Raw genomic sequence first — 26,270 nt, 5'->3', positions numbered from 1 at the left:
GCATGTATTCGCACGAAAGGGACCGGACCACACGGATTCTTCTGACCGTCCTCGACGGATCGTCTGGACCATCCCACAACATCACGTATCCGAAGCGAACCGGTTCCTCCGGCATCGCCCAGATCCGATCGTCTGCTCGCTGAGGTGCACTGTTGGACGTCGCGTACCGCTTGCAAGAACCGTGTCAGGGTTCGGTCGTCTGATTCATACATCCTGGCAATAACCTCGACGTGCAATCGGTATTGGACCTGAGGCTGTGAGCCGCGCAACATGGTTCCAGCAGATGTGATCGGCCTCGTGGCTTAGCGGATCCGCCTCGGGAATGCCAATCGCCCTGGCAGAGTCGGCGCGGCGAGCGAGTCGACCTGAGCTGCGAACTCAGAAGGCGGCAACAACGTTGGTCGCCGGATCCCGTCTTGGAGTTGGCCGGGCATCGAAGCCTGGCCACCGGGACGCATTTTCAGAAGGAGTTCCGACAGTGACCACACCCCAGCTCGACGAACGGCGTGCTCGCGCTCGCCACGGCGTACGCGGCAAAACCAAGACAGCACTCGCTGCCACTGCCGGTACGTGTGTCGAAACTTACGACTTTCTCGCGTACGGCATGGCAGCAGCCCTCTACTTCGGACACGCGTTCTTTCCGGACAGCGACCCCACAATGGGTACGTTGCTCGCGTTCGCTACCTTCGGTGTCGGGTTCCTCGTGCGACCTCTCGGCGGCCTGATCGGAGGATATTTCGGTGACCGCATCGGTCGCCGGCCAGTTCTTCTGGGCACTACTGGTGATGGGAATCGCCACTGCCATGATCGGCCTGCTGCCGACCTACGCAAGCATCGGCATACTCGCGCCGATCCTGCTCATTGCCGTTCGTGTTATTCAGGGATTGGCATTCGGCGCAGAGTGGGGAAGTGCCGTGATTATGACGTACGAATCCGCTCCCTGGCGGCGGAGAGGCTTTTTCGCCTCGATACCGATGGCCGGTATGCCCGCAGGTGTCGCGTTGGCAAGCCTGACCTTCCTGGTGTCTTCCGCCTTGCCAGGTGATCTGGCTTGGCGCGTTCCGTTCTTGGCATCGCTCATCCTGATCGCAGTCGGCATGGTCGTGCGGTTGACTCTCGAAGAATCTCCCGAGTTCGAGGAAATCAAAGACGAAGGCAAGATCGCGAAAAACCCTCTCTTTAAAGTGTTTCGGGACGATTGGCGAACCGTTCTCCGCATCATCTCACTGCGACTCGTCGAATCCTGCGGCTACTTCGTGACGGTGACATACATTCTCAACTATGTCTCCGCCAACGACCTGGCACCTCGCAGTGTTGTTCTGCTTGCATCGGTGGCCGGCTCGGTGGTCGCAGTGGGCATGATCATGTTCTACGGTCACCTCTCAGATCGAGTGGGACGTAAGCCTGTGTATTTTGTTGCTTCATTGGCAGTGATGGCGTGGGCCTTCCCGGTTTTCGGGCTCGTCCACACCGCTCAGCCGCTGCTGATCGTACTTGCGTTCGTCGTCAGCATCGGCGTGATCTGGGCTGCCTTCGCCGGTGTTCAAGGTGCTTGGTTTGCCGATCTCTTTCAGACTAGCGGCCGAGCATCCGGAGCCTCTGCCGGCTACCAGATTTCCGCATCCCTCTCCGGCTTCTCACCGTTCATCGCAACGTTGTTGGCGGACAAGTTCGGATGGCAGGGACCGGCGATGTTCATTCTCTTCGTCGGCGTGCTGGGTCTTCTGGGTGTCCTGTTCACGCGTGAAACCTGGGGTAGGGGCCGGCGGTCGGAGGTAGACGCGTTCATCGGATCCACCGCCGATACCGTAGCTGTGGCAAAGTCCGGGAAGGCTCACACCCCGGTTGCTGCTCGGTAGGTTTCTGCTACACAGAGGTAGGGCTCTGGGACTGGCTGTCCGGATAGGGAGACAGTGAATCGTCGACTTGTTGAAGGCATCAGTTTCGACTCGGATCGGCAGGTCAGTACCGTACTGGAGAAGGCTGGGAGGATTGACTTGTGGACCGTCTGTCGCCGAGGTTTGGTTGACTTCCCCAGGATCTGTCTATCCGCCCAGCCTTCGTTCGCGGCCTGACTCAGCAGAGTCGAATCCCAGGCGGTCCATCCCCGTCCGGCCCCTGGGCCTTGCGGCGCCGGATCTGGTCACTGCGTTCGGGAGTGGCCTACGAGTTGATCGTTTCCGCCGGCGCGATCGCGGCCGCGGGAGTCACGATGAATTGTCGGGAACCGCCCACAGGCCGGAGCCGGACCGTCGGTCGGTGTCGGGGATCAGTGCCCGCAGCCGGGCGGCGTCTTCGCGGAGTGTCGTCTGCAGGTGGGGTCGGACGTCTTCGGCGACGTCCGGTGGTAGTGGGCAGCCGTGGTGTACGAGGTCGGCGGTGTTCTCGATGAGCCGCGCCGCTCGCATGAGGAGCGGCTGCGGCACCCAGACGGTGGGGAGGTCACCGTCGTGGTCTCTGGTCATTACGCCGAGGGTGGAGATCAGTGCCATCGCTTGTGCCGGCTGGTCGGGGTCTTTGTCGGCGCCGCCGAGGGCGGTGGCCTCGACGAGGGCGGCGATCGTTGCACCGAGGGTGGTCAGGGGCATGGCGATGGTGCGGGGCAGGGTCAGCAGGTCGGCGCCGGGTGCCTCTTCTTTGATGCTCAGGGCCATTTCACGGGCGAGGGCGTGCAGTGTGTCGTGGTCGAAGTACCGGCGGGCGGTGCGTTCGGTGATGTGCATCTGCTCCGCTACGGCAGCGACTCGGTCGGTGAGCAGGGCCTGGAGTTGGTCGGTGGGGACGGTCAGGCCGATGCGTGCCAGTTCGCCGCCGAGGGTGGCCGCGGTGGTGCTCAACCATGACGATGGTCGCGGCATCGAGGCCTCCTGATCAGATCGTTGCACCACACCTGGTTTGTCTACCAGCCCGTCACGGCCGCCGCTGCGATGATCGTGACGACCCGGCTTCGGTCATCGTGCTGGCCTGGGTGTCGGCTGCTGGTGGCCGGTAGTGGGCAATGTCGCCGGTTCGGCGGGGCGGGCGGGGCCGTCAGTGGGCGGCGTGGAAGGCCTGTTCGACCTCGGTGGGGATACGTCCGCGGGTGGAGAGTTCGTATCCCTGCTCGAGCGCCCAGGCGCGGATTTTCTGTGTTTCGCCCCGCGGCCGCTTCCCGGCAGTGGCGTTGCTCGGCCGGTCGGCGCGGTGCTTGCGGCCGCCGACCCGGGTGGAGTGTGCGATGTAGTACTCGAAGGTCTCGCGGAGTTCTTTCGCGTGCTCGTCCTTCAGGTCGATCACGTACTCGACGCCGTCGACGGCATAGTGGATGCTCTCGCCATCGTCACCGATGGCGGTGCCGTCGATGTCGTCGACCATCTCCACTACGACCTTGCGTGCCACAGATTCCACTCCTTGTTTTCCGGTACCGACCGGATCGACATTACTGGCGGCATCAGCGCTACGACACGCCCGACGTGTGGTCGTGTTTGTTAGGCTCAGCGATGCCGCCGAAGCATCGCTGCTGGTCAAGGCGAGCAAACACCTGCTCCGGGGACTTTCGAGGTTTGGCTACCGTTCACGGGTATGACGAACTTTCCCGCCCCCTGGGCGTGGCACGTGATGATTCTCGGTGCGATCGGCCGCCGCAATCGGGTACCTCCCGTCCACAGGTGTCCTCGGCCGGATGAAGGTCAGCACTGGAGTTCCCGGTGCTGTTCAGCCGGCCTGGGGGTCTTCGTCCTGGGGTTCCTGACCTGGCTGTCCTAGCGCTCTAACGGCGACTGAGGTTGCGCCGGGTGCAATTCCGCGCACTTGGATGCACGAGAGAGTATCTCTATCCATCGAAGCCCAAGGGGGGTAATGCGTCTCCAAGACGAGCACCCGGAACTGTTTCGTCAACTCCATCCGACCCGCAATGTCGGGGTCGATCTGGATGCGATCTCGAACTCGTCCCACGAGATGCTGTGGTGGCGATGCCCTGTCGGGCACGAGTGGCGCGAGACCCCGCTGCAACGGCGATCGCACGCGAGGTGGAAGAAGGGCGATCTCTACGCCTGCCTGTACTGCGTCGCGCCTGGCGCCGTCGTGCACAGTTGCGGTCACCGTAGGCTCCGGCCCAGCGAAACCACCTTCCGTGTGCTCGCCCACCCGTGCGAGAGGTGCGAGGTCACCGAGCACACCCGGCTGATCCTCGACGCGCTCGACGGCTCGGCCGCCGCCGCCCCCCTCGGCCGCACACATGTCGGCTACGCCCCGGAGCTCACGGCCGCAGGAACTGTGGGAGCGGGGACGCGGCGTGTGGGCATCACCGCGGTCCGGGTCCGGGTCCGGTCCGGCGGTGGGGTGTGCGGGTGCGGCGGTGGTGGCGGGTGCGGTCTCGTTCGGTCAGTCCGCCCCAGATGCCGTGGGACTCGCCGGTGGTGAGGGCGTGGTCGCGGCATGCGGTGAGCACTGGACACTGCTGGCAGATCTGCTTCGCCGCCCGTTCTCGTCGGGCGCGGGCTCCGGCGCGTTCGCCCTCGGGGGAGTAGAACACGGTCGTCTCGGTGCCGCGGCAGGCTCCGTGGTGCTGCCAGTCCGACTGGGTGTGCGGGTGCGGGCGAAGGTGTTCGGGGGTGTTCATGCATCTCTTCCGGTACTGGGGTGATGGGCAGTGATGAGAGGGGTGGGAGGGTGGTGCGTGGTGTCAGTACGCCCGCTCGGACGGGTGCCGCAGGGTTCGGGTCTTTCGTGCTCCGGACGGGGTGGGGTGTCGTGTTGGGCGAACATGGCCGCGAGGTGGGCTTTGATGGTGGCGGTATTCATCGCGTGGCCGGGTGCTGCGTTGCGGGGGTGGGCGGGGAGGGGCATGGTGTGTTCTTCCGGTGGGGCGGTGAATGGTGATGCGGGATCGTGGTGGGCGCGGGGAAGCGGAGCGGGGCGGTGCGCGTGGACGAGGGTGCGCGGGTCAGGGGTGGACACCGGTCGCGGACCCGATGATGGTGTGCGACAGGACCCCTCGTCCTGTCGCACGATGGACGGGTTCCGCTGCGGCGAGCGGGCGCGGGTGAGTACGGGTGGTACCGATCGGGGGTATCGGCGGCCGGTGCGCCCCACGCGCTCGGGGTGGGGTGCTGATGCCTGGGCTCGACATCGGGGACACGACGGAGGCGGCGGTCTCGGGGGTGCCTCCACACCTTCGTCGTTGACCGAACTATGGGTCTGACGAGGTGTTATGCCTAGGGTAGCGAGGGTCTGATTGACGTTTCGACGAAATCGGTAAGGAGTAGTGGGCGTCACATGCCCGCGGCGACGGTTTCGGGGGGACGGCGGGAGAGTGGGCGCTGAGCCTGTCGGTGACGGGAGGTCCTCGGACGGCGGGCACGGTCGGCGATGGCACGGTCACCGGGTCTGTCGCCGCGGCGTGGGCGGGAGGTCGGTCGTCGGGTCCGTCGGTTGCCCGCCGGTCCACTGTGGCCCGCCGTGGGCGGCGGTGAAGGCGTGCGCGAGGCTGTCGAAGGTTCGCACGGTGTCCATGCCGACCCGTGCGATGATGCGGCGCAGAGGGTGAGGTGCGGCGACGGTCAGGTGGCCGCGTTGCTCGCGGATGCGGGGGCCGGCCTCGGCGAGTGCGGACAGGGCCGCGGTTCCGACGAAGCTGGTGTCGAGCAGGTCGACGACGGCGCTGCGGCCGTGTAGCACGACTTCGTCGAGGCAGGCGGTGAGTATCGGGGCGGTGATCGCGTCGACGTCGCCGCTCAGGCGCAGCACGATCGGACCGCCGGTGGGTTCGTCGATCTTGAGGGTGAAAGGGCTGTGGTCGGAGTCGGCTCGGTCCCAGCCGGCGGTTTCGGACAGGGACAGGCGTAGGCGTTGTGGGCTTTCGATGACCGATCGCAGGTAGGTCATGGTCGCTCCCGAAAAGGGGGCGGTCGGGGAGCGGGCACCCTGCCGGTGGGGGAGGGAGGTGGGTGCACGCACAGCGGCCGCAGTGGATGAAGTTCGGCGGCTGCTGTCTGAACCTGTGACGACGACGGTAACCCCGCTGCAGCCGGAAAGAAACCCCAGCATCGGCGCAGCACCCGCCGGTGTGGCGCCGACGCCCGCTTCACCCGGGCCGCGTCGAGGCTCGGCGGGATGCCTGCCCTTCTCGCGCGGACGCTCTCCGACGAGGACATACCTGGGGGTCGCGCGCGGTCAGTGGTGCCAGTGCACCGGGCCGATCCGCACGGTGACGCCGAACATGCGGCGGGCCGCGGGACGCGGCACGATCCGCACGCGAATCCGGGGTGGGTCGGGTGCCGGTGGTGGCGGGGCCCGCCGCTGCCGGTCGGGCTCGGCGCCCCGGAGGTCGGTGTGGTCGCGGGCGCGGACCGGGTCGCGCAGCAGGGTGTAGGCGGCGAGGATCTGTTGCAGGTGTTCGTCGGCACCGGGGTCCGCGGGCCCCGGTCCGCGGGTGTCGGGGTGGTGTCGGCGGAGCAGGCGCCGGTAGGCGCGGGCGATCTCGGACTGGGAGGCCGCGGGGGTCAGTCCCAGCACCCGGTACGGATCTCGGTCGACGCTCATCGTCACCCTTCCTCGTCCCGCTTCGCCCCCCGCATCTGTGTGGTCGCCGCGCTCCGACGCGTGGGGACCGGGCCCGCAGTGTTCGACACGACCTTGTCGTTTCGCGCCGCAAGACCGCGTGCGTGGCGGCGGCCCCCGCCGCCCGTTCGGGTACGCGTCCGGGTCACCGGGTGCGTCGGCTTCGTCCGCACCGCGAGCCCGCCTGCGGCACTGCTTATCTCTGCCGGTTCCCCGCGTGCGGTGGTTCGACGCGGGTGTGGTTTTTCGTGTGCGTGGCGGGTGGCCGGAGCCGGGGCGGCCGACGTCGAAAGGGTGCCATCGTCAATGGCGGTGCGCCCGAACATCATCGCTGTGGGTGTGGTGGCGCCGGTGTGTCTCGTCGGTGGGTCGGCGGCCCCGGATCGGTGCTGTGTACCAGGGGTTCGCCGTGCCGTGTCCGCGCAGTGGACAGGTGACGGAGGCGCGGCGGCGGTCGAACCCCTTTCGTGCATCTCGTTGCGGGTACGTACACGTGCATTTCGCTGTGGTGCTTTCTCACCCCCCTTTCTTCTTCGTCGCGATCGTTTCCGGTGTTGTTCTCGATCCCTGCGTCTCACCGCGGGTGTTCGAGTTCGCATCCCGGCCACCGCCCCGGTGGGCTCGCACCGCCCGGTGGCGAGCGCTGGGTGGCCCGGATCTGCGGGGCCGGGGGAGCGGTCACCGGCCACCCCGACCACCCGGGACGCGGTGGGTGCCACGGACCGGACCGTGCGGTGGCCATCGTCGCGAGCAGGACCGCGGCCTGCGGGGTGAGCGCGTCGGCGAGGATGCGATCCGAATCGGCGACGAGCAGCTCGTAGTCGAGCTCGTGCCACGGCCGCACCACAGCGCGTGCGATGCGCGGTGAGTCGGTGTCGGGTGCTGCGGTGACCATGATCGCCGGGGTCATCGATGTTCACCCCCTCCTGGGAGGGCTGTCACGGCGTGGGTCAGGCGGTGACGGCCCTGCGCTCGGAATGGTTGCTGATCTCGATCTTGCGGGGCTTGGCCTTCTCCGCGATCGGGATCGTCAACCGCAGCACCCCGGCGTCGTAGGACGCCTCGATCTTGTCCGGATCGAGGTTCTCGCCGAGGAACAGCTGCCGGCTGAACACCCCACGCGGGCGCTCGGAGGCCACCATCTCCTGCTTGTCGTCGAGCCCGGGCCGCTGCGCCCGCACGGTCACGGTGTCGCGTTCGACGTCCAGATCGATCGACTCCACCTGCACGCCGGGCAGGTCGAACTCCACCACGAACCGGTCATCCTCGCGCCAGGCGTCCATCGGCATCACCGCCGGCCGCGCCGCGGTGCCGAGGATCTGCTGCGTCAGACGGTCGAGGTCGCGGAACGGATCGGTGCGCATCAACATCGTCTCCACCTCCAGAAACCCTCTCATCTCAACACTTAAACTCCAGCAGATGCTGTAGATTCGGTATAGCATTTGTCGTAGACTATGACAAGAGTCTGGGCGAGATATTTTCCGATCGGAGCACGGCATGACCCCAGAATCCGAGCGCGACACCGAGATCCGCTCCCGGCGCGGGGTGTACGGCATCTCGGTGGCCGCCGAACTGTCCGGATTCGGGATCGCGGCGCTGCGGTTGTACGAGGAGTACGGGCTGCTCACTCCGGCCCGCACCGGGGGTGGCACCCGTCGCTACAGCGACGACGACCTGGTCCGGCTCCGGCGGATCGCCGAACTCATCGACGCCGGCGTCAACCTGGTCGGTATCGGCCACGTCCTCGACCTCGAGCGCCGGACCGGGGAACTCGAAGCCGACAACGCCCGTCTGGAAACCGACAACGCCCAGCTGCGCGCGCAACGACCACCGCCGCCGTGACGGGCCGCGCCAGGCCTCGTCGAGTGGGCGATCCCCGACCGTTCGACCGGCGGATCATGGTATCTGCGGCGCGGTCGGACGGCGACGTCCGTGCGCGCACACGCGTGAGTTGTCAGAAATGGGGTAACGCGCAGACCAGAAAAATCAGACCTGCCACGATGCCGAACACTCCGGCGAGCATGCCGAGCAGCGCTTCCAGGGATGTGGATTCATTGCCGGTGACGTCCGGGCGCCGGAGGCTCAATGCACCGGTGACGAGGGCGGCCCCACCGAGGACGATGCCGAACCCGAACATCCAGAACAGCACGATGGACAGGGCACCGAACATGATCGCCGCACCGGACAGGCGCGTCCCGCGGCGCGGGGTGGGAGCCGCCGGGGGAATTGCGCGCGGGTTCGGAGGCGAACGGACGCGCGGCGGTGGTCATGATCCTCCTTCATCGGACCGGGGAACGACGATTCCGCCGACGCGGCAACAGCCGTGATCGACCGCGATCGGCCGGGACCGCAGGCGACCCAGCTGGGCTATTTTACAGCCATCGCAAGCTCGCAGTCGGACCGGAACGCCGCGGCGAAGAGGGTAGAGCAAACCTTCGCTGCGCCAGCGCGTCCCGATTCGGTTATGGATCGATGCCGTCGACATTGGCGCTCGCAATCATTGATTACCAATTTCCGCATGCGTGCGCAACTGGCTGGCAAATACTGGCACTGGGGAGGGTTGAGTGCTAATTTCTGGTGTGCACAGTGACTGCGCTCGTCGGGTGACGGGTGACGGGTGCCGGAGTCGAGGGGAGGTGTGCTGCTGTGCGCCACGACGATCGACATCAGCAGCAACAGTTCGGTGATCCCACGGTCGAGGCCCCGCTGGTGCTGGGTGAACCGGTGCGCTGGCCGGAGCCGAGCCCGCTGGCCAACTGGTGGCAGCAGATACTGTTCGGTGAACGGGAGGCGATGTGAGAACCATGCGCCCGCCGCACACCGTTTTCTCTTGCAGCCGTTGCGATCACGTGTACCGGTCGCGGGAGGTAGAGCGGTCCTTCGCCGCTGCGATGGCCCGGTTGAACGGGTGGGAGATCGGTGACGGTGTCCTGTGTCCCGGCTGCGCCTCGGTCGGCGCGCTCACGGCCTGACGGGTCGTCTTCGAGAGGCCAGGAGCCTGCACCTGCGGTGAACCGGCACCCAAAGTCGTCAGCGGTGGTCACCGGTGGGGCGGAGCAGGGTGGTGCGGTGGCCGCTGAGCGAGGCGATGTCGATGAGGAGATAACAATCGCCGGCAGAGCCGCTCCACGGGGAACGGGTGGGATCGTCGAACCCGCCGAGACCGTCCGTGCCGGCGAACAGTCGGGCGCGACCGATCGCGAGCACCGACCAGCCCGAGCGCGTCGACGCGGTGATGTTTCCGGTTTCGAAGGCGAGGACGGTGCCCTCGAAGCGGGTGAACCACGGATTGTCTCCGGTCGGGATGACGATCTGCCCGTCCGGGCAGGCGAAGGTCACCGGCCGCACCGCCGGCAGGGCGTCCTCGGTGTAGAGCAGCCGCCCGACGGGGACCGACCGCAGGAAATCCAGGCACTCCCGTGTGGTGAGAGGCCCGTCCGTGGCGGTGTTCGCCGCCGTCGGTCCTGGGCGAGGGTCCATCACGTCCCAGTTCTGTTGCCGCAAAGTGCTCTGTCGACATCTTCAGCATCGCCCGACAGCAATCGCCTCGATAGGGGACAACGTCACTGTCCCTCCGCTCATCGACGATCCGCCCGGACCGGCGTCCTCTCGGGGTGCTCGGACTCGACTCGACGACGGGTGCGTGGCCACCTCGATGGCGGTCTTCGCCGGATCCGCCGTTTCCGCCCCGTCCGACGGGGCACTCGGCCACCAGGTGCTCGGGCCTCTGCGGGAAGGTCGCGATCGCAGATGGGGTCCCGGGCCGAACGCGGAGGCAACCGATGAGTATGCGGGTGTGTGACACCATCGACCACGACGAGATCCGCCGGTGGATCCAGCTGCATCGCGGTGCACCCGCCCGGGTCCCGGACCCGGCGGCGGTCTGCTCGGCGGAGGTGCTGCTCGTCGACTTCCTCGGGGCCCGTTCGGGTCATTATTTCGAGCACATTTCGTGGGAGGAATGGTTCGCCTGGTTCGACGATCACCACCTGTGTTTCCGCTGCCCGGCCGATCCGGAGAGCCTGTCGTTTCACCTGTTTCCGCGCGGAGCGACCCCGTCGACCGTCCATGCGGTCAACCTGAGCCCCTAACTGTCCATGCCATTGCCATTGCCATTCGATTTGGGGCACGAACGAACTGGTGCTCAGTGCGCCTCATCGTGGGGCAGCGCGACCTCTTCCCCGTCAGCGAGCAGGTCGAAGGCGCTCTGTCTCGAGTGGATGACAGAAAGCTGCGGACTCCATGCCGTCCCAGATCGCAGACCTCGGATGGAGGTCCGCACCGTTGGCGGTTCCGTCATTGGGACAACGGTGGGCTGCTCGAGCGCGACAATAGGTGGATGACCGAGCTGCAGATCCGTGAGGCGACGCCGGACGACGCCGGAATATGTGGGCGCATCATGTTCGACGCCTTCGAGGCGCTCGCCACACGCCATGACTTTCCGATCGAGGCGGGCACACCCGAGTTCGCCGACTTCCAGATCACGGCGATGCTGGCCACCGACGGCATCTACGGTCTCGTTGCCGAGCGTGACGGCCGCATCGTCGGCAGCGCCTTACAGGACGAGCGCGGCAAGATCGTCGGCATCGGACCGGTGGCCGTGGACCCGGGGGCGGCGGACGCGGGGGCGGGTCGTGCGTTGATGGAGGCGTTGCTTGCGCGATCGGAGGAGCGCGACGTCGCCGGGGTGCGGTTGGTACAGACGGCGTACAACTACCGGTCGTTCTCCCTGTACGCCAAGCTCGGTTTCTCCGTGCGTGAGCTGTTGTCCGTCTTCCGGGGAACGCCACGCGGGTCCGTGATTCCGGGCGCGGTCGTGCGTTCGGCGACACCGGATCAGATCGCCGGGTGCGACGAGATCTGCCGGCAGGTGCACGGCCACGACCGCCACGGTGAGCTGCAGCACTGGGTCGATGTCGGCACCGCCCGCGTGGTCGAGCGGGGCGGCCGGATCACCGGTTACGCGACGGGTTTCGGCTACACCTGGCACGCGGTCGGCGAGACCGACGACGACGTCATTGCGCTGCTGGCCGGCGCCGAGGAGTTCACCGGCCTGGGGTTCCTCGTACCGTCCCGCAATACCCGCCTGATGGCCTGGTGTTTCGATGCCGGGCTGCAGCTTGTGCAGCAGTCGACGCTGATGACGATCGGGCTCTACAACGAGCCGCGGGGGGCGTGGCTGCCGTCAATCGGCTACTAGTGGTCCCCACGCGAGGAGTGACCGGTGTCAGCGCGGGCGGGAATCCGGTCGTGCGGTGAGGCGAGGGACACGGCCACGGGACGGCCATGGAACCTGCGCAGATCGCTGACCAGTCCGACGCGGAGGAGGCTTGGCGGATGGTGTCGTCGGCGACGCCCGCCCAGTCGATCCCCTCGTCGTTGTCCATGTGCACCGTCGACCTCCGCCCGGTAGTCGCGCGGCCGGTACCCCGCCGGGGTAGATATTTGCCCGGCCGACGGGTGTGGGCGGGAACAATGACGGTGTGGGTCGAATCGTGTGTATCCCGGTGGACACGCCCGGACTGTTCCGTATTCGGCGCCCGAGCGGGCAGGTCGTCGAGACGGTCGTGGTCGCGAAGTATATTCGGCTGGGGGCGGTGCATGGGCACGGGCTGTGTGACTTCCTGGTGCGTTATCACGAACGCGAGGTCACGGTGTCCGAGCTCAAACGTGAGTGGGGTGAGGACTCGGTGGAGCTGATGGACGCCGCACGATTCATCGATGAGTGGGTCAGGGGCAAAAGGAAGCGCCGTAGATCGGTGTAAGCAACTGACGACCGGCAGCCCCTGAGGTTCGACGCCGCCTGACCGCCGAGCATCCATGTTGTGATCGCCGAGCATCCCTGTGGGGGGCCCGGAGGTGTCTCGTCGGCGACGTCGGGGTTTCGACAAGGTCAGGGGCTGTCGGGGCAGAAGGAGAGGCGCCTACGCCTCGTCCGGGGAGACGAGCACGGACGGGAGGGTCAGGTCACGGGCCTGCGTCGCGGCCTCGCACCCGGTGTGGGGGCGCCCAGCTGTCGGCAGTAGGTGGGGGCTGTTGTCGAACGCGCGGGCACTCCCCGCGTGGGTGAGAGGCCCACCGCTGTCCGTGACGTCGGGGCCGGTTCGGGCCCGGCGGTGTCAGTGATGGGTGCTGTGGTCGGCAGTGGTGGCGCAGCCCGGGCACAGGGTGGATTCGTCGAAGGCCCAGCCGCTGATCCGGGCCGTGGCGGTGGCTACGGCCCGATCGTCGGTACCGGTGCGGTACCCGTGATCGCACCGATCGCAGCGCACTTCCCACGCCCCGGTGCCCGCACGGATCATCACCGATCATCGCTTTCTCGTCGACGGAGTTCGATGCGGGAACATCCGAGGACCCTCGGTCCGCGCGCGCTGCACATGCAGAGCCGAATGCCCTTCACCGAGCACGGTAACCGCCACCTCGGTCTCGGCCTGCGCTCGCCGGTCGGATCCACCACGGGCGAGGTGCGTTCTCGGCGGCAGTACCCACCGAAGGGTGAAGAGGTCGGTTCGCAGGGCGAAGCAGCCCCCTTCTCAGGCAGGCCTGGGACGGCCGCGGCGCCGATCGGGCGACCGTGTTAGTGATGGGCGCGAATGGGTAAAGCGTAGGCACGACGTCACCGCTCTGGCGTGCCCATCCGATCCCCATCTGGGAGGTTCCCATGTCGACTGATGCGATCGTGCTGTTGAGGAACGACCACAAAGAGATCCGGAAACTGTTCCGCGACTTCCGCGGCGCCGGGCCGAACGCCCGCGTGGAAAAGGGCCGCATCGTCGATGCGATCATCGAGGCCCTGACGGTGCACACGTACATCGAGAACGAGGTCATGTACCCGGAGGTACGCGTGTTCGCCCCCGACCTCGAAGACGACATCCTCGAATCCTACGAAGAGCACCACGTCGCGGACGTGCTGGTGGTGGAGTTGGCCGGGATGAAACCCGAGGACGAGCGATTCGACGCGAAGACCACCGTGCTGATCGAGAACGTCGAGCACCACATCGACGAGGAGGAGCAGGAGTGGTTCCCCAAGGTGCGAGAAGAGTTGGGGCGTAAGAAACTTCAGGAGATGGGTGCGCGGCTGCTGGAAGTGAAGGAGAAGGCGCCGCGGTCGCCCGCCCAGCCCTCGGCCCTGAAGAAGACGGTCGACGCGGTGATCAAATAGCGGCGGCGATCGCAGGTGCGGGACCGGGAACGGTGAATTTGACCGGCCAGGTTGTGGGTGCGGCTCGGACGGTGTTTGTCCGGGAGCTGTTCGCGGTCGGTCAGCAGGCCTGCGCGGCGGCGGCCGGCTGGGGGTGTAGCGGATGCACGATGCCTGTGATGGGCAGCGGGCGCCCAGTCGCGGACCTTTAGAACCAGTGACGGCGGCCGCCGACGGCGCGGCCGGTGGCCCCGAGCAGCGCGAGGATGACTCCGATGACCAACAGGATGATCCCGATGGTCCAGAGGATCGAGATGCCCGCCACGAATCCGATCACGAGCAGAATCAGTCCGAGAATGATCACGATGAACCCCGTCCCGGCGCGGCGCGCGCCCTTCATCCGCGGTTACCCGTTCGTCCTAGCCGGAAAACAGATGGGCGACGGCGGGATACGCAGGGTCGGCCGCGCGGCGGGTGCACCCATGCCCGGCAGGTCTCACTGTGGTTTGTTCGGGGCCCTGCAAGAAGCGCACCATCACTTCCTGCGGGGCGCCGGACTCGCGCTGGCCGAATCCGGGCTCAAACGACGATGGACCGGTTGGGCGATCAGCGGCTGTAGGCGACCAGGGTGGTCCACATCGTCTGCACCGGGGTGTCGTGTTGGTCGAGCATGATCGTCTTCGTGACCATGATGTCGTTGCCGGCGGCGTGGCGGAACGAGTCGAGGAAGACGTCGCAGATCAGGCGGTCGCCCACCGTGATGGGGCGGTGGAACTGCAGGCGTTGATCGGTGTGCAGGATCTCGGCGGGGTCGTAGCCGGTGAGGACTTCGTCGAACAGGTGCTGCTGCGCGATCATCGCCACGATGGACCCGAACGTGAGCGGGGCAATCAGGCCGTCATAGCCCAGGCCGACGGCGGCGTCCTCGCTCCGGTGCGCCGGATGGGGGTCTTGCAGGGATCTGGCGAACTCGCGGATCTTCTCGCGGCCGACCTCGTAGAAGTCGGTGACCCGGTAGTGATGACCGACCAGGCCCGCTGTCCGCTGCGCCCGGGTCGTCCTGGTGTCGTCGAGGATGGTGGCCACCGAGGAGAACCTACCGGTTCGTATGTGCGGTCGCCGGGCACTGCACTCCCGTTCCTGGATGGTGTGCGTGTCGGACGGGTGCGTGCGGCAACGGATCGCCCCGCCCCAGACCGGCAGAGTTGCGGTATCTCTGCGTCTCCTGCGTCCCAGCGTCCGGGCTGGCAGCGGAGATCGGTGGCCGGTGCTGTGATGCACGCGCACCCACTGCCTGCGGTTGGGGGGCGGACCGGGCGGGTACGCGAAGGCGGTGACGGCGAACGAGCATGTGCAGGCAGGGCGCCCCGGTGCCGCGGGTGAGCAGGTCTCGGTGCTGTTGATCGCGGATCCGGGCGAACCGGCGGCTCTCGCCGAGCGCCTTGCGGAGTCCCTGCCGGACCGCCTGCGCAGCCCTGACCGGGGCGAGCGTCGGTGGACGATGTGCGTGCGCCGCAAGCCGTACCTGCCCGACGAGCAGGCTGATTTCGCTGATGTCATCGACACGGTGGATCCGTCCTCCGAAGCGGAGGACATCGTCGTGTATCTCACCGATCTGCCGCGCCGCGAGGACACCCTGCCGGTGGTGGCCGACGTCAGCGCCGACCACAAGTTCGCGCTCATCTCCGTCGCCGGGGTGGGCGGTCTGCGCATCGAGCGCCGGGTCCGCGCCGTCACCGAACTCGCGATCGCCCGCGTCCTCGGGGAACCGGACCTCAGGCCCGGCGGGGCGCGGCGGTTTCCGTCGGCGCAGATCCAGGGCGGTATCCGGTACTTCGCGCCGTCGGGGCTGCGGCGGCTGCGGCTGTTGTCGGGGATGGTGCGGGCGAACCGGCCGTGGCGGCTGGTCACCGGACTGTCGAAGGTCCTCGTCGGCGCCTTCGCCACGGGTGCGATCGCGCTGGCCACCAACACGATCTGGTTGTTCGCCGACACGATGGGTCCGTGGCGGATGGGTGCGGCGACGGTGCTGTCGATCGTGGCGATGATTCTCTGGCTGATCCTCGATCACGAACTGTGGGAGCGGCCGACGTCGCCGGACGAGCGCGACCGATCGGTGCTGTACAACACCGCGACCGTGGTCACCCTGGTCATCGGCGTGATCGTGCTGCACGTGGCCCTGTTCGGTCTGCTGCTGTTCACCGCGTGTCTCACGCTGCCCCCGGAACTGCTGTCCCGCACTCTCGGGCACGGGGTGACCTTTGTTGATTACCTGACGCTCGTCTGGTTGCTGGCGTCCATCGCCACCATCGGTGGGGCGCTCGGGTCGGGTCTCGAGGACGACGCCGCCGTCAGGGAGGCCGCGTACGGGGTCCGACAGCGGCAACGCATCGAGGAGACGCAACCACCGCCGAACCAGGCGCGATGAACGTGGCCGAAGCGTGCCGACCGGGGCCCGGTGAGTGATCGGGGATGTCCCGAAGATGCGCAGGTCCCAGATCACCTGCTCGACCGGTAGACCGCCCGGTCCCGGGTGTGTGGCCTGACTTCGAGCACCCCGCGGGACTGTCACTTCCCCCCCGCGTGCGGGTTCGCTCGAGGTCGGTCTCGAAGGTCCCGACCTGCGTATTCACACCGCCGTGTCGGTGCCCGATTTTCACGAACTTATCGCCAATCCTCAGCCCGGCCGTCATTCCGTAACGCGATCCGCAGAGCGGAAGCCCATGCCGAGCGCGGTTTACCTGCATCCCCCGTCGGGCACCCGAACACGGACATCAACCGACGAGAGGTGTGGTTCCCAGTGCGCGCAGTCACCTGGCAAGGCAAACGAAAGGTCAGCGTCGAAACCGTCGCCGATCCCAAGATTGAACAACCGACGGACGCCGTCATCAAGGTCACCACGACGAACATCTGCGGGTCCGACCTGCACCTGTACGAAACTCTCGGCCCGTTCATGGGAGAAGGGGACGTCCTCGGCCACGAACCGATGGGAATCGTCGAAGAAGTCGGCGCGGAGGCGGGAAACCTGAAGGTCGGCGACCGGGTGGTGATCCCGTTCCAAATCTCCTGTGGCGACTGTTTCATGTGCAACCTGAAGTTGTATACGCAGTGCGAGACGACGCAGGTCCGCGAGCAGGGCATGGGAGCGGCGCTGTTCGGCTTCTCGAAGCTCTACGGCCAAATTCCGGGAGGACAGGCCGAATACCTTCGCGTCCCCCAAGCCCAGTTCACCCACATGAAAGTTCCCGAGGGACCGCCGGATTCCCGATTCGTCTATCTGTCCGACGTGTTGCCCACGGCGTGGCAGTCGGTCGAGTACGCCGCCATCCCCGCGGGCGGGTCGGTCACCGTAATCGGGCTCGGACCGATCGGAGACATGGCAGCGCGCATCGCCCACCACAAGGGCGCACGGGTCATCGCGGTCGACAACGTCCCCGAACGCCTCGCCCGCGCCAAGGCCCGGGGCATCGACACCCTGAACCTGGACGAGCACGGCAGCGATCTCGCCGACGCGATCCGCGACGCGACCGACGGCCGGGGCACCGACTCGGTGATCGATGCGGTCGGGATGGAGGCGCACGGATCACCGATCGGCAAGCTCGCCCAGCAGATCGTCGGGTACCTTCCCGACGCGGTCGCGGCGCCGCTCATGCAGAAGGCCGGAGTCGACCGTCTCGGTGCCCTGTATTCGGCGATCGACATCGTTCGACGCGGCGGAACCATTTCCATCATCGGCGTCTACGGCGGCATGGCCGACCCGATCCCCATGCTCACCCTGTTCGACAAGCAGATCCAGCTGCGGATGGGGCAGGCGAACATCAAGAAGTGGGTGGACGACATCATGCCGCTCCTCGGCGACGACGACCCCCTCGGCGTCGACACCTTCGCCACTCACACACTCCCCCTCGAACAGGCACCCCACGCCTACGAGATCTTCCAGAAGAAACAGGACGGGGCGGTGAAGATCCAGCTCACACCCTGAACAACGCACTCGCTCAGCAGGAGCAGCGCACCAACAGCCCGCTGACCAGTACAAATATCAGCGAAATACATGTCCCGCTCCCGGTTGTATAGCTGATCGACCGTTCCGGTGACGCCCCTCGCACTTGCAACCAAGGAAACCTGATATTCAGCGAACAGCTGTTGCGGGTCTTGCGTACGACCCGGCCGCAATGAGATGGCCCACGTCGATAGGCAATTGCAGTGCGAAGTGCCGCCCTAAGCGCGTCAAGGTCGTCACCGGTCACGACAGCCGCGATATGTCCGTCCGGCCAGATAATCCACATCTCGTCATCGCCGGCCGCGAGGCCGCTCCGCAGCGACCCGCCTGACATCGATGTCGGACAGTCGGTGCATCCGCACGGGCGCCCGCACTGCGTCGAGAACGGTGCGACGGAGTCGATTGTCGTCGACGGTATCCCCGAACACGATGAGGATGCCGTCGCGGCACCACGCCCGCAGATGGGTGGCGCCGATCCCAAGCACATACACCGGTGCGTCGGGCACCAGGACTCCGGGGGCGGGAGGAGCCAGAGTTCCCTTCGGCGGCCGTCCCCCGAACGGGTGCAGTTCGGCCGGCGTGGTCAGCGGGAAATCGTGGTACCAGAATGGTTCCGAGAGCCGTCCTGAATCGACCTGAGCTTTGGCGTTCTCGTCGGTGTGGGCGATTGGAGGACATGCATCCGGTAAGCGCGCTGCTGATCATCCTGAGGCACAAGAAAATCCATCGTCGAGGATGTGACGTCGATGTTTTCAAGGGCGGCGGCACGTCGTTCGAGGTCGTAGGTCCTGATCGAGGAAACGGGGGGCTCACGGACCCCGGTCAGCCAGCACCTGGCGAAGCTGCGGTTCACCGGACTGGTGGACACCCGCAAGGATGGCCGGCGGGTGATCTACTGCATCCACGACGGCCACCTTTCCCGGCTGGTCCCCGAGGGCATCAACCACGCCGACCACGTCGTCAGCGGACCCCCACACGAATAAGTCCACCGCCCCGGCTGACATCTGGGCGTACGCGGGCGCGGGTAATGAGCCGCACAAGAGCCCGATCAGGTCGCCGGTACTTCTTCAGACCGGGCTCCCGAGTTCCCCGCTTACGGTTTCAACGGTTCCCCGGTCACGAGGAAAATCACCCGACGCCCGACCACGACGGCGTGGTCACCGAAGCGTTCGTAGAAGCGGCCGAGCAAGGTCACGTCCACCGCGGCCGGGATGCTGCCCTCCCAGGCCGGATCCTGGATCAGCGCGAGCAGCCGTCGATGCAGGTCGTCGAGCTCGTCGTCACGTCTGCCGATCTCGGCGGCCAGTTCGGGATCGTGCCCGCGCAGGACCCGTTCGGCGAGGCCGGCCAACTCGGCCGCCACCCGCCCCATCCGGGAGAGCAGTTCCTCGGCTTCCCCGGAGGTGACGTGCTCGGGATGGCGGCGGCGGACACTTTCGGCGACATGCTGTACCAGCCCACCCATCCGGCTCAGGTCCGTCACCAGGTGCACACCGGTGACGACCTGACGGAGATCTCGCGCCACCGGGGCCTGCAGCGCCAGCAGCGTCATCGCCTGGTCCTCGCACGGACCGCGTAGCTCCTCGATCCGCTCGGTGAGGTCGAACACCCGCTCGGCCAAGGGCAGGTCCGCCAGCACCAGGGCCTCGGTCGCCACCTGGACGGCCTCCCCGGCCAGATGGCACATCGATGCCAGCTGGTCGGTCAGGTCGTCGAGCTGCTCGTGAAACTTCATCCGCATGCGCATCATCATCGTGCACCCCGCATCGCCGGGCGAGCGAACCCCCTTTACCCGAGCACCCGACTTCGCAGAACAGTGCCTGGTCCGCCGAGACTCGCCATCGATTCCGCAGGCCCGTCGCGGATTGTCGAACAGTGAGCGACGACATCCGCAGTCGCAGAATGTAAAACGTGCGGGACCGCGCTTCCCTCATGTTCGGCCTCACTCGCCCGCGCCGGACACAGAGGGCTCCTCGACCACCGTCTCGGGCACCCCAAATATGTCCGGGCGAGGTTGCGTTGAAGTTCCCTCCCGTCGCCGTCAACGTTCGCCGCATCCACGTGTTCGGTCGCTAGAGCGTGTCGATTCGATCGAGTGGGTGGCCGAGTGGTTCCGGTCGCGGCGGACGTGCACTGCCCGCCGGTCCGATCGGGCGGTGCCGGCGGGGCGGGTTGCGGCATACCCACCGAGCAGGACCAGAGCGATGACCGCGAGGATGAGCCAGACCGGGAGCGGACCCTCGACACTTCTCTCGGCGGCCAATACGGCGGCGGCTGTCGATGTCATCGACAGCCGTCCTTTCCAAGTCGATTGCGGGTGCGTGGGTGGGAGACGGTCAGGTGACCGGGAGTCCGACCAGTCCGGCGGCGAGGCCGAAGAGGGCGCACACGCCGAGGGTGTGCAGCACCGACCAGTTCCACCGGTAGATCATCACCACGGCGAGGACCGCGATGACCGCGACGACCGGGCGGATCGAGCGCAGGTCGGGCACCAGCAGGTGGATCGGTCCCCAGCGCAGCATCGTGGCGTCCGCGAAGAGGGTGTGGACGGCGAAGTGCAGCGCGAGGTTCGCGATCACGCCGACGACGGAGGCGGTAATTCCGTTCAGCGCGGAGGTGAGGTGGGTGTTGTTGCGGAGCCGCTCGACGTAGGGGGCGCCGAGGAAGATGAACTCGAAGCACGGTACGAACGTCACCCACGTGGTGAGCAACGCGCCGATCGTGCCGGCGACCCAGGGGTCGAGGTCGCCGGGCTTGCGGTAGGCGCCGAGGAACGCCACGAACTGCACCACCATGATCCGCGGGCCGGGTGGTCTCGGCCAGGCCGAGACCGCGGGACCATCTCGCCGGGGGTGAGCCAGCCGTAGGTTTCCACCGCCTTCTGCGCCACGTAGGCCAGGACGGCGTAGGCGCCGCCGAAGGTAACCAGCGCGGTGCCGGAGAAGAACATCCCCTGTTCGGTGAACACGCTGTGCCGGCCGGTGAACACGACCATCGCGATCATCCGGACGGCCCACGCAACCAGACCGACACCGAGGACGAGGATCGTGCGTCTCAGGCGGGGGGTGTCGGCGTGCAGGGCGTCGTCGGCGATCAGCGGCGGCGCCTCGTCGCTGTCGTTCGTTGGGCCGTCGCCGCCATGACGACCATCGCATTGATGGGGATCGCCGCCGCCAACACGCGGAATCAGCCCCCGCCCGATGGCGATGGCCCATGTCGTCCCAGGTCGCAGACCTCAGATGGAGGAAGTCGCACCGTTAGCGGATCGACTAGCGGTCCTCGCTATTCCTATCCGGAGCGCCCGCCTCAGAAGTACTTTCTGCGCCCGGAACCGCCACCCAGGGAGACGATTCCGGCCCGAAGGATCTCCGGCGGAGGAAGCTTCAAGTACGTGGTGACAGGCTCCCGCCCAATCGCCGGCCGGGCCGCAACGAGGGGCAACTCGATTGCGTCGGGCTGCGGTGAGGCCTCAAAGAAGTACCCGTGCCGATACGTGTTCCTGCTGGTGAAACCCCGCAGTGCTGCGACGGGGAACGGGCTGGAGGACAGAATCTTCGAGAGCCCGCAACTGCAGTCGTTCGCCCACCCATTCCCTGCGGCGGCGTTCCTTTACCCGAAGGAGAACACCGCAAATCCGATGTCCGCGAGTCGCGGGTGTGATTGGCAGAGCGGCCGTTCGGGAATGGCGGACCCGTCGTTGGGAACGAGTACGAGGCCCGCAATCTTGTCCGTTTCAGGCTTACGCCACGGCTATGAGGACTGTCGCGGTGAGCGCAGCGGCCAGTCCGAGTGTCTGGGGTGGCCGGAGGCGCTCGTGGAGGAACACGATTCCCACGATCACCGGGACGACCGGATAGAGCGAGGACAAGACAACAGCGACGGTGACGAACTCGGTTCGGAGCGCGTAGAGGTAGGCGGCCAGCGCGGTTGCGGCCAGCACGCCCGCACCGACGCTGAGCGCGAGAGCTGAGGGGCTCGTAGGTGCAGTGTTTCGCACGGTGGTACTCCGCAGCAGCGCGACCGCAGCAACCAGGATCGTCGCGATGGCCGCGGCACGACCGCTGAGGATGGGCCACAGACCCGAGGACGGTTCCGCCTGCGCGAGACAGAGGTACTGGATGGCGATGCCGCCGCCCGCGGCGAGACCGTCATAGACGGCGGCGCGCGAGGCAGAGCCCGACCCGTCGGTGCTACTGCTGATGAACCACAACGCCGGCAGCGCGATCAAGATACCGACCCAGGTCAGCCAGGGCGGCTTGTCGCCGAGGAACGCAACACTGATCAGGACCGGCAGCGCAACGCCGCCGACGGCGCTGAGAGGCACAACGACGGACATCGCACCACGACTGAGGCCGCGGAAGAGGAACGCCATGGCCAGTCCGGTACCGATGCCGGAGCCCGCACCCCAGGCCAAGTCGGCGCCCTGCGTCGGGGTGGGCGAAATGACGAGCATGAGGAGGGCAGTGGCACACAGACCGCCGACTTGCCCGATGAGAGCAACGCGCACAAATGAGATGCGCCGTGACGCCAGACCGCCGATCACATCGGAGATCCCGTAGCTCAGGGCCGAGACCAGCGCCAGGGCGATACCCACGACTTCACATCTCCTCCGCGCGTTCGGCCTGCCCGACCGGGCACGGGGCCGAACGCGTACAACTCTTTCGATCACAGAGGCGGCAGATGCGTTGGCCCTGCCCCGTCTCCTCGTAGACGTGCGTCAGGATCTTCTCCAACAGCGCGGCCAGCGCCTGCTGGTCTCTCTCGTCGAGCTTGGCGACGGTGTCAACGAGCGGAGCACTGCGGCCCCTCAGCAACTGCTGCGCGAGTCGATTTCCCTGTTGAGTCGGCCGCACGGTCATCCACCGTCGGTTGACGGGGCTCGGAATTCGTTCCACGAGGTCATCGGCCTCCAGTGAGTCCACCATCCGAGCGGCGGCCGGCTGGCTCAGCCCCACCCGCCTACCCAGTTCGCTGACGCTCAGCCCCGGATGAGCGAATAGTGAGACCAGGGCTGCCGAACTACTCGCACTCAGCCGTCTCACCGAAGTCGCTCCGCCAACGGTGAGGTCGGTGAGCGCCAGGGAGGCTGCCCCAAGAAGATTGGCCGTGCGTTCGATGTCATGCATACTGCATTACTTCATGCAGTTTGCATGAACGTCAAGGTTGGATCTGCACATCGAGACCCATCTGTGCCTGTCCAATCAGAAAGCGGCGGCAGTTTCAGTCGACCTCTCGTTAGCCACAGCCGATCCAACTCCCACGGGTTCTCATACGGAACGTGCGCAGTGTACGTCGCGGACCAGAATGCACCCGCATGGTGCCGCCGATGGTGACGACTTGTGCGTGTGACCACCCGTGGGCCTCACCGAAGTCCTGGGCGACGCGACGGCCGCGTATGAGGGTGGGATTGGTCAGGTCCGCGTCCCGCCGGCGGTCGAAACGGCGGTATTCGCGGCGAATATCGAGCGGGAGACGGAGTTGAACCCCGGCCCCTGTGGGATCTCGGCGCTCGGGACCCAGGGGTCTGGGGCGCCGTCCTCGCGTGCCGCCCTTGCTCAGTCGTGCTCGTCCGGGGATGCGGTGGTGGTCGCGGTGCATGCGGGCGAAGAACAGCTGCTGGCTGCGCACCCGACGCAGAAACGGTTCGGAGACTGCGGTTTTCCCGGCGGCTTTGGCGTCGGCGAGCGCCCGTTCCTGCCCGTGGGGACCACCGCGGGCCCGCCGGATGAGGCCGCAGCGGGCGGACCCTCGGGCTCGTGGCCGACCGGGCGAGTGACCTTATCGGGCTCGTGGCCGACCGGGCGAGTGACCTTATCGGGCTCGGGGAAGTAGTTCGCCGACCTCGCAGCCGAGCACGGTGCAGATGGCGTCAAGGTCGGCGAGTTTGATGAACTGGCCAACGAGTCGGTCGACCACATGCCCGACATCTTCCCGGCGCTGATGGTCAGCCCGTGGATCCTCGACGCCGGGCGAGTCGTGAGATAGTACATCCTCTCGAGAGACTTTCTCGCAGCGCTGTTTTCGGCACCACCATCACAAACGCGGCAACCCCAATGGGGGTCGGTACTTCGATGGCACCGTTTCGACCAACCCGGTCACAGCGACCCACCTGCTCGGGGGTGGTGTGGTCGCAGTGTTGTCTGTCGGCCTGGGGGTGCCGTGGAGTGCTCGCTGCTGTGGTTGTGGTCCTCGTTCCCTTTGTCCTGATCGTTCCCGCGTCCATCTTCTGCGGGGTGCGGTAGTAGTGGTCGAGCGGCGCCGTCTCGGCCGCCGCGGCGGCCGATTCCGGACACCGCATTTTCAGCGGATTATCCGACGCGTCGCGTGGGGGATCGGCTGGATCCGCGGTGGGTCCCACAAGGTCGTCGATACCCCGTCCCGGAAACCGGCAAGGAACCGGACGGCTGACGGTGCGAGATGGTTGTCCGATTCGTGCCGGTGAGAGTCAATCCGAGGCGGGCCGGTCGGGGGACGGTTCGGGGGTGCGGAAGATCTGCTTCTCGCCGCGGGCCTGTTCAATGCGGTCCTCGAATTCGTTCTCCGCCTCATCGGTGTCGTCGTCGGTGGTTGGCGGTGTGGGGGTGCCGGGGGCACCCAACCCAGGGTCGGCGGCGTCGATCTCGTCGGAACCCACGTGGGTGATCGGCAGGAACGGTTCGTTCATCGACATGGATACATCCTGCCTCGGCGGTGCGGGACCGCCAACAGGAGCGGCGAGCAGACTGGCGAGGCGAGAGGGCCTCAGACGACCGCTGGGGGACACCGATGAGGCATTGCCGGCGGGCAGGGTGTCCTACGGTCAGCAGCTGTTCTATTCACCGCGAAGACCCTGGCCAGTGCGCGAGACGCGACTCCCACTCGGTCACCGCTTCGGATGCGTTCGTGTGCCGTTCCGCGGATCCCAGCGGGGTATGGGCGTCGATTGCGAGATCGACCAGGGCGTGGGCGACGGTCAGCACGCTGAGGTGATGCCGGCGCGCGACTCGGAGCAGTTCGTCGAAGGCCTCGGTCGGACTGCAACGGCGTAGTGCGATCAGGATGCCTTCCGCCACCGACAGCGTTTCCCGTCCGTCCCTGGCATGTTGGACACCAACCCGGATGTTCGGGTGCGGTTCGGGCACCGACGTCATGGGCATCGTCATCTTTCGTGATCGGGCTCCACTCCCGGTCGTGGATCGGGCCTGTCCTTCCCTCGGCGTACCCGAAACGGGTCCGATTCACGCACGTCACAGGAGGACGTGGAGGATCACCCACGCCGTGCCGGAAGCGAGCCGCTGGTGAACAGTTGCCGAATTCCCCCTGCCCGACCTGTCCGGGTGCTTACCCATCGGCGGGGCTGGGTAGGCGAGGCAGCGGTGCACCTTGCGCCGACCCGATGCCGTCAAATGCCGAAGGGGCGAAATACCGCATGAGCACATCGAATACATCAAGCACCACTACTTTGCTGGCGCAGCTGCGCACAGTCCTCGACTTGACCCACACCGAAATTCAGATCGCCGAAACCCGCACAGTGCAGGCCCGCACCGAGGCCGTCCGCCGGGAGCTGACCGAGAACGCCGACAACGGCCGCGCCCGCGCCGAGGCCATCGAGTCCGCGATCCGCGAACTCGGCGGCGCCCCGGAGTTGATCGGCCCGTTCCTCGGGCGAGCCGCCGCCGCGGTCAAGGCGATCGTCGAGCAGGCCCAACCGTTCGACGAAGCCCTGCTCGGCGATCTCGCGCTCGAACACCAACTCCTCGACCGGGCCCGCTACATCAAGGCCCTCGCCGCCGCGGCCCAGAAGAAGGAGGTCGAGAACCTGGCGTTCCGGCTGATCGCTGCCCACTCGGCGACCGTCGACTGGCTGACCACCGTCCTCGCCGAGGATGCGTTGGGCGGGCCGGCGGCACTGCGCCGCACCCCGCTGCAGGCGGCGGCCGGGACCGCGGTGCGGCTGGTCAACGCGCCGGTGTCCTGGTCGGCCCGCGGCCTGGACCGGGCTCTCGACACCGTCCGCGCCACCCCACCGGCGCTCAGTGACCTACTGAACCGAGGAGCGCAGGCCGGCGACGTCGCCGTCAAAACCCTAACTGCATCCCGAGACGCCGCCCTCGAGACCGCGGAGCAGGTCACCCGCCGCGAAGGAGCCGACGGGGTCGCGGAAGTGCTGCATTCGGCCCGTACCGCGGCCGGGGTCCTCGAACCGGGGGAGCTGCCCATCGAGGGCTACGACGACCTCAACGTCGCGGAGGCAGTGGCTGCAGTCAAGGAATTGACCGAACCGGCGGATGTGCGCGCCATCGTGGCGTACGAGGAAGCGCACAAGAACCGGCACGGGGTCGTCTCGGCTGCGCAGACTCGCCTGGCCGCGATCGCCCAGGAAGTCGTGGGCCTGAGCTGACCGGATCGACCGTCGCCGACCTCTGTGGAGCAGCGCCGCTTCGCGAGGTCGGCGACCTCTGGGGGACCACGCCTTCGTGGACGCTATCGATGCACCACCCGCTGCCCAACAAGTCAACCGACGTCCGATACACCGATCGGCGACCGGTCATATTCGAGACGGTAACGGAGCACTGTGGCGGGGGGATGGAATACGACACCTTTCGAATA

General features: G+C 66.8%; 28 protein-coding genes and 4 pseudogenes. 12 read left to right on the top strand and 20 right to left on the bottom strand.

Features of this window, described 5'->3' with window-relative positions; translation table 11 throughout:
* Positions 1-740: 740 nt before the first annotated feature.
* The gene (locus I1A62_RS02370) at positions 741-1,859 is read left to right on the top strand and encodes an MFS transporter (protein WP_257890371.1); all 1,119 of its coding nucleotides are present in this window, start codon (positions 741-743) and stop codon (positions 1,857-1,859) included.
* Between the two features lie 348 nt (positions 1,860-2,207).
* Here I1A62_RS02370 and I1A62_RS02365 read toward each other — a convergent pair whose 3' ends face one another.
* Together I1A62_RS02365 and I1A62_RS02360 are read right to left on the bottom strand one after the other, a co-directional pair.
* Complete coding sequence (locus I1A62_RS02365) at positions 2,208-2,837, bottom strand: hypothetical protein (protein WP_219453856.1); 630 nt, start codon at positions 2,835-2,837, stop codon at positions 2,208-2,210.
* Between the two features lie 193 nt (positions 2,838-3,030).
* Positions 3,031-3,378, bottom strand: coding sequence for an Lsr2 family protein (locus I1A62_RS02360; RefSeq protein WP_219453855.1), 348 nt, complete (start codon positions 3,376-3,378; stop codon positions 3,031-3,033).
* A gap of 459 nt (positions 3,379-3,837) precedes the next feature.
* Here I1A62_RS02360 and I1A62_RS45740 point away from each other — a divergent pair, with 459 nt between their 5' ends.
* Entirely contained in the window at positions 3,838-4,401 is a 564-nt protein-coding gene (locus I1A62_RS45740) for a zinc-ribbon domain-containing protein (protein WP_257890370.1), read from the top strand.
* Here the strand turns inward: I1A62_RS45740 and I1A62_RS02350 are convergent.
* From I1A62_RS02350 to I1A62_RS02330, 5 genes are all read right to left on the bottom strand, one after another.
* Positions 4,283-4,600, bottom strand: a complete 318-nt coding sequence (locus tag I1A62_RS02350; RefSeq protein WP_219453853.1) for a WhiB family transcriptional regulator — start codon at positions 4,598-4,600, stop codon at positions 4,283-4,285. The two genes, I1A62_RS45740 and I1A62_RS02350, sit on opposite strands and share 119 nt — an antisense overlap.
* Before the next feature lie 758 nt (positions 4,601-5,358).
* On the bottom strand, positions 5,359-5,865 hold the full coding sequence (locus tag I1A62_RS02345) for an STAS domain-containing protein (protein ID WP_219453851.1): 507 nt from the start codon (positions 5,863-5,865) through the stop codon (positions 5,359-5,361).
* Between the two features lie 288 nt (positions 5,866-6,153).
* Positions 6,154-6,522, bottom strand: a complete 369-nt coding sequence (locus I1A62_RS02340) for a DnaJ domain-containing protein (protein ID WP_219453849.1) — start codon at positions 6,520-6,522, stop codon at positions 6,154-6,156.
* 592 nt (positions 6,523-7,114) lie between these two features.
* The gene (locus tag I1A62_RS02335) at positions 7,115-7,450 is read right to left on the bottom strand and encodes a hypothetical protein (protein ID WP_374710662.1); all 336 of its coding nucleotides are present in this window, start codon (positions 7,448-7,450) and stop codon (positions 7,115-7,117) included.
* Positions 7,451-7,490: 40 nt separating this feature from the next.
* Entirely contained in the window at positions 7,491-7,910 is a 420-nt protein-coding gene (locus I1A62_RS02330) for an Hsp20/alpha crystallin family protein (RefSeq protein WP_219455035.1), read from the bottom strand.
* A 127-nt stretch (positions 7,911-8,037) separates the two neighbouring features.
* Between I1A62_RS02330 and I1A62_RS02325 the strand changes: the two are divergent.
* A pseudogene (locus I1A62_RS02325) lies at positions 8,038-8,373 on the top strand (MerR family transcriptional regulator); the annotation flags it as partial.
* A 121-nt stretch (positions 8,374-8,494) separates the two neighbouring features.
* Here I1A62_RS02325 and I1A62_RS02320 read toward each other — a convergent pair.
* Positions 8,495-8,710: a hypothetical protein gene (locus I1A62_RS02320; protein WP_257890369.1), complete on the bottom strand. Its 216-nt coding sequence runs from the start codon at positions 8,708-8,710 to the stop codon at positions 8,495-8,497.
* Positions 8,711-9,186: 476 nt separating this feature from the next.
* On the opposite strand from I1A62_RS02320, the gene I1A62_RS02315 reads away from it, so the two are divergent.
* On the top strand, positions 9,187-9,339 hold the full coding sequence (locus I1A62_RS02315; protein ID WP_219453847.1) for a hypothetical protein: 153 nt from the start codon (positions 9,187-9,189) through the stop codon (positions 9,337-9,339).
* 231 nt (positions 9,340-9,570) lie between these two features.
* On the opposite strand, the gene I1A62_RS02310 is transcribed toward I1A62_RS02315, so the two are convergent.
* Positions 9,571-10,020, bottom strand: coding sequence for a pyridoxamine 5'-phosphate oxidase family protein (locus I1A62_RS02310; RefSeq protein ID WP_219455031.1), 450 nt, complete (start codon positions 10,018-10,020; stop codon positions 9,571-9,573).
* Positions 10,021-10,322: 302 nt separating this feature from the next.
* Between I1A62_RS02310 and I1A62_RS02305 the strand changes: the two genes are divergently transcribed.
* The 3 genes from I1A62_RS02305 to I1A62_RS02295 all read left to right on the top strand — a co-directional run bounded on the left by I1A62_RS02305 (position 10,323) and on the right by I1A62_RS02295 (position 12,305).
* The gene (locus tag I1A62_RS02305; RefSeq protein ID WP_219453845.1) at positions 10,323-10,631 is read left to right on the top strand and encodes a hypothetical protein; all 309 of its coding nucleotides are present in this window, start codon (positions 10,323-10,325) and stop codon (positions 10,629-10,631) included.
* 248 nt (positions 10,632-10,879) lie between these two features.
* The gene (locus I1A62_RS02300) at positions 10,880-11,740 is read left to right on the top strand and encodes a GNAT family N-acetyltransferase (RefSeq protein WP_219453844.1); all 861 of its coding nucleotides are present in this window, start codon (positions 10,880-10,882) and stop codon (positions 11,738-11,740) included.
* Between the two features lie 283 nt (positions 11,741-12,023).
* Positions 12,024-12,305, top strand: coding sequence for a hypothetical protein (locus I1A62_RS02295; RefSeq protein WP_219453842.1), 282 nt, complete (start codon positions 12,024-12,026; stop codon positions 12,303-12,305).
* A 354-nt stretch (positions 12,306-12,659) separates the two neighbouring features.
* On the opposite strand, the gene I1A62_RS02290 is transcribed toward I1A62_RS02295, so the two are convergent.
* On the bottom strand, positions 12,660-12,842 hold the full coding sequence (locus I1A62_RS02290; protein ID WP_219455030.1) for a hypothetical protein: 183 nt from the start codon (positions 12,840-12,842) through the stop codon (positions 12,660-12,662).
* A gap of 359 nt (positions 12,843-13,201) precedes the next feature.
* On the opposite strand from I1A62_RS02290, the gene I1A62_RS02285 reads away from it, so the two are divergent.
* The gene (locus tag I1A62_RS02285; RefSeq protein ID WP_219453840.1) at positions 13,202-13,702 is read left to right on the top strand and encodes a hemerythrin domain-containing protein; all 501 of its coding nucleotides are present in this window, start codon (positions 13,202-13,204) and stop codon (positions 13,700-13,702) included.
* Positions 13,703-13,889: 187 nt separating this feature from the next.
* Here I1A62_RS02285 and I1A62_RS02280 read toward each other — a convergent pair whose 3' ends face one another.
* Positions 13,890-14,045 (bottom strand): DUF6131 family protein, encoded by a 156-nt coding sequence (locus tag I1A62_RS02280; protein WP_007296776.1) that lies wholly within the window; start codon positions 14,043-14,045, stop codon positions 13,890-13,892.
* Between the two features lie 242 nt (positions 14,046-14,287).
* On the bottom strand, positions 14,288-14,767 hold the full coding sequence (hadA, locus tag I1A62_RS02275; protein WP_219453839.1) for a (3R)-hydroxyacyl-ACP dehydratase subunit HadA: 480 nt from the start codon (positions 14,765-14,767) through the stop codon (positions 14,288-14,290).
* A 247-nt stretch (positions 14,768-15,014) separates the two neighbouring features.
* On the opposite strand from hadA, the gene I1A62_RS02270 reads away from it, so the two are divergent.
* Entirely contained in the window at positions 15,015-16,109 is a 1,095-nt protein-coding gene (locus I1A62_RS02270) for a hypothetical protein (protein WP_219453837.1), read from the top strand.
* Between the two features lie 372 nt (positions 16,110-16,481).
* Complete coding sequence (locus I1A62_RS02265; RefSeq protein ID WP_219453835.1) at positions 16,482-17,663, top strand: zinc-dependent alcohol dehydrogenase; 1,182 nt, start codon at positions 16,482-16,484, stop codon at positions 17,661-17,663.
* A gap of 308 nt (positions 17,664-17,971) precedes the next feature.
* Here the strand turns inward: I1A62_RS02265 and I1A62_RS02260 are convergent, their stop codons facing one another.
* Positions 17,972-18,187 carry a hypothetical protein gene (locus I1A62_RS02260; RefSeq protein ID WP_219453833.1) on the bottom strand — a complete coding sequence of 72 codons (216 nt, stop codon included), beginning with the start codon at positions 18,185-18,187 and terminating at the stop codon, positions 17,972-17,974.
* A gap of 282 nt (positions 18,188-18,469) precedes the next feature.
* On the opposite strand from I1A62_RS02260, the pseudogene I1A62_RS02255 reads away from it, so the two are divergent.
* A pseudogene (locus I1A62_RS02255) lies at positions 18,470-18,664 on the top strand (ArsR/SmtB family transcription factor); the annotation flags it as partial.
* A gap of 110 nt (positions 18,665-18,774) precedes the next feature.
* On the opposite strand, the gene phoU reads toward I1A62_RS02255, so the two are convergent.
* The 7 genes and pseudogenes from phoU to I1A62_RS02220 all read right to left on the bottom strand — a co-directional run bounded on the left by phoU (position 18,775) and on the right by I1A62_RS02220 (position 24,823).
* Positions 18,775-19,422, bottom strand: coding sequence for a phosphate signaling complex protein PhoU (gene phoU, locus I1A62_RS02250; protein WP_219453831.1), 648 nt, complete (start codon positions 19,420-19,422; stop codon positions 18,775-18,777).
* A gap of 595 nt (positions 19,423-20,017) precedes the next feature.
* A pseudogene (locus I1A62_RS02245) lies at positions 20,018-20,823 on the bottom strand (chromate transporter); the annotation flags it as partial.
* 597 nt (positions 20,824-21,420) lie between these two features.
* A complete protein-coding gene (locus I1A62_RS02240; protein ID WP_219453829.1) occupies positions 21,421-22,275 on the bottom strand; it encodes a DMT family transporter in 855 nt (284 codons plus the stop codon).
* A 4-nt stretch (positions 22,276-22,279) separates the two neighbouring features.
* Complete coding sequence (locus I1A62_RS02235; protein ID WP_257890368.1) at positions 22,280-22,723, bottom strand: MarR family winged helix-turn-helix transcriptional regulator; 444 nt, start codon at positions 22,721-22,723, stop codon at positions 22,280-22,282.
* Positions 22,724-23,472: 749 nt separating this feature from the next.
* Positions 23,473-23,671 (bottom strand): annotated as a pseudogene (locus I1A62_RS45735) (helix-turn-helix domain-containing protein); the annotation flags it as partial.
* Positions 23,672-24,126: 455 nt separating this feature from the next.
* The gene (locus tag I1A62_RS02225) at positions 24,127-24,351 is read right to left on the bottom strand and encodes a hypothetical protein (protein WP_219453825.1); all 225 of its coding nucleotides are present in this window, start codon (positions 24,349-24,351) and stop codon (positions 24,127-24,129) included.
* A 145-nt stretch (positions 24,352-24,496) separates the two neighbouring features.
* Positions 24,497-24,823, bottom strand: coding sequence for an ANTAR domain-containing protein (locus I1A62_RS02220; RefSeq protein ID WP_257890367.1), 327 nt, complete (start codon positions 24,821-24,823; stop codon positions 24,497-24,499).
* A 266-nt stretch (positions 24,824-25,089) separates the two neighbouring features.
* On the opposite strand from I1A62_RS02220, the gene I1A62_RS02215 reads away from it, so the two are divergent.
* Positions 25,090-26,061, top strand: a complete 972-nt coding sequence (locus I1A62_RS02215) for a ferritin-like domain-containing protein (protein WP_219453823.1) — start codon at positions 25,090-25,092, stop codon at positions 26,059-26,061.
* The last annotated feature ends 209 nt before the right edge of the window (positions 26,062-26,270 follow it).

Origin of the sequence: Rhodococcus sp. USK10 (genome assembly GCF_019378875.1) — a bacterium.
In the GTDB taxonomy this organism is placed as follows: Bacteria; Actinomycetota; Actinomycetes; order Mycobacteriales; family Mycobacteriaceae; genus Rhodococcus_F; species Rhodococcus_F pseudokoreensis.
This window is presented reverse-complemented; position numbering and strand designations above follow the sequence as displayed.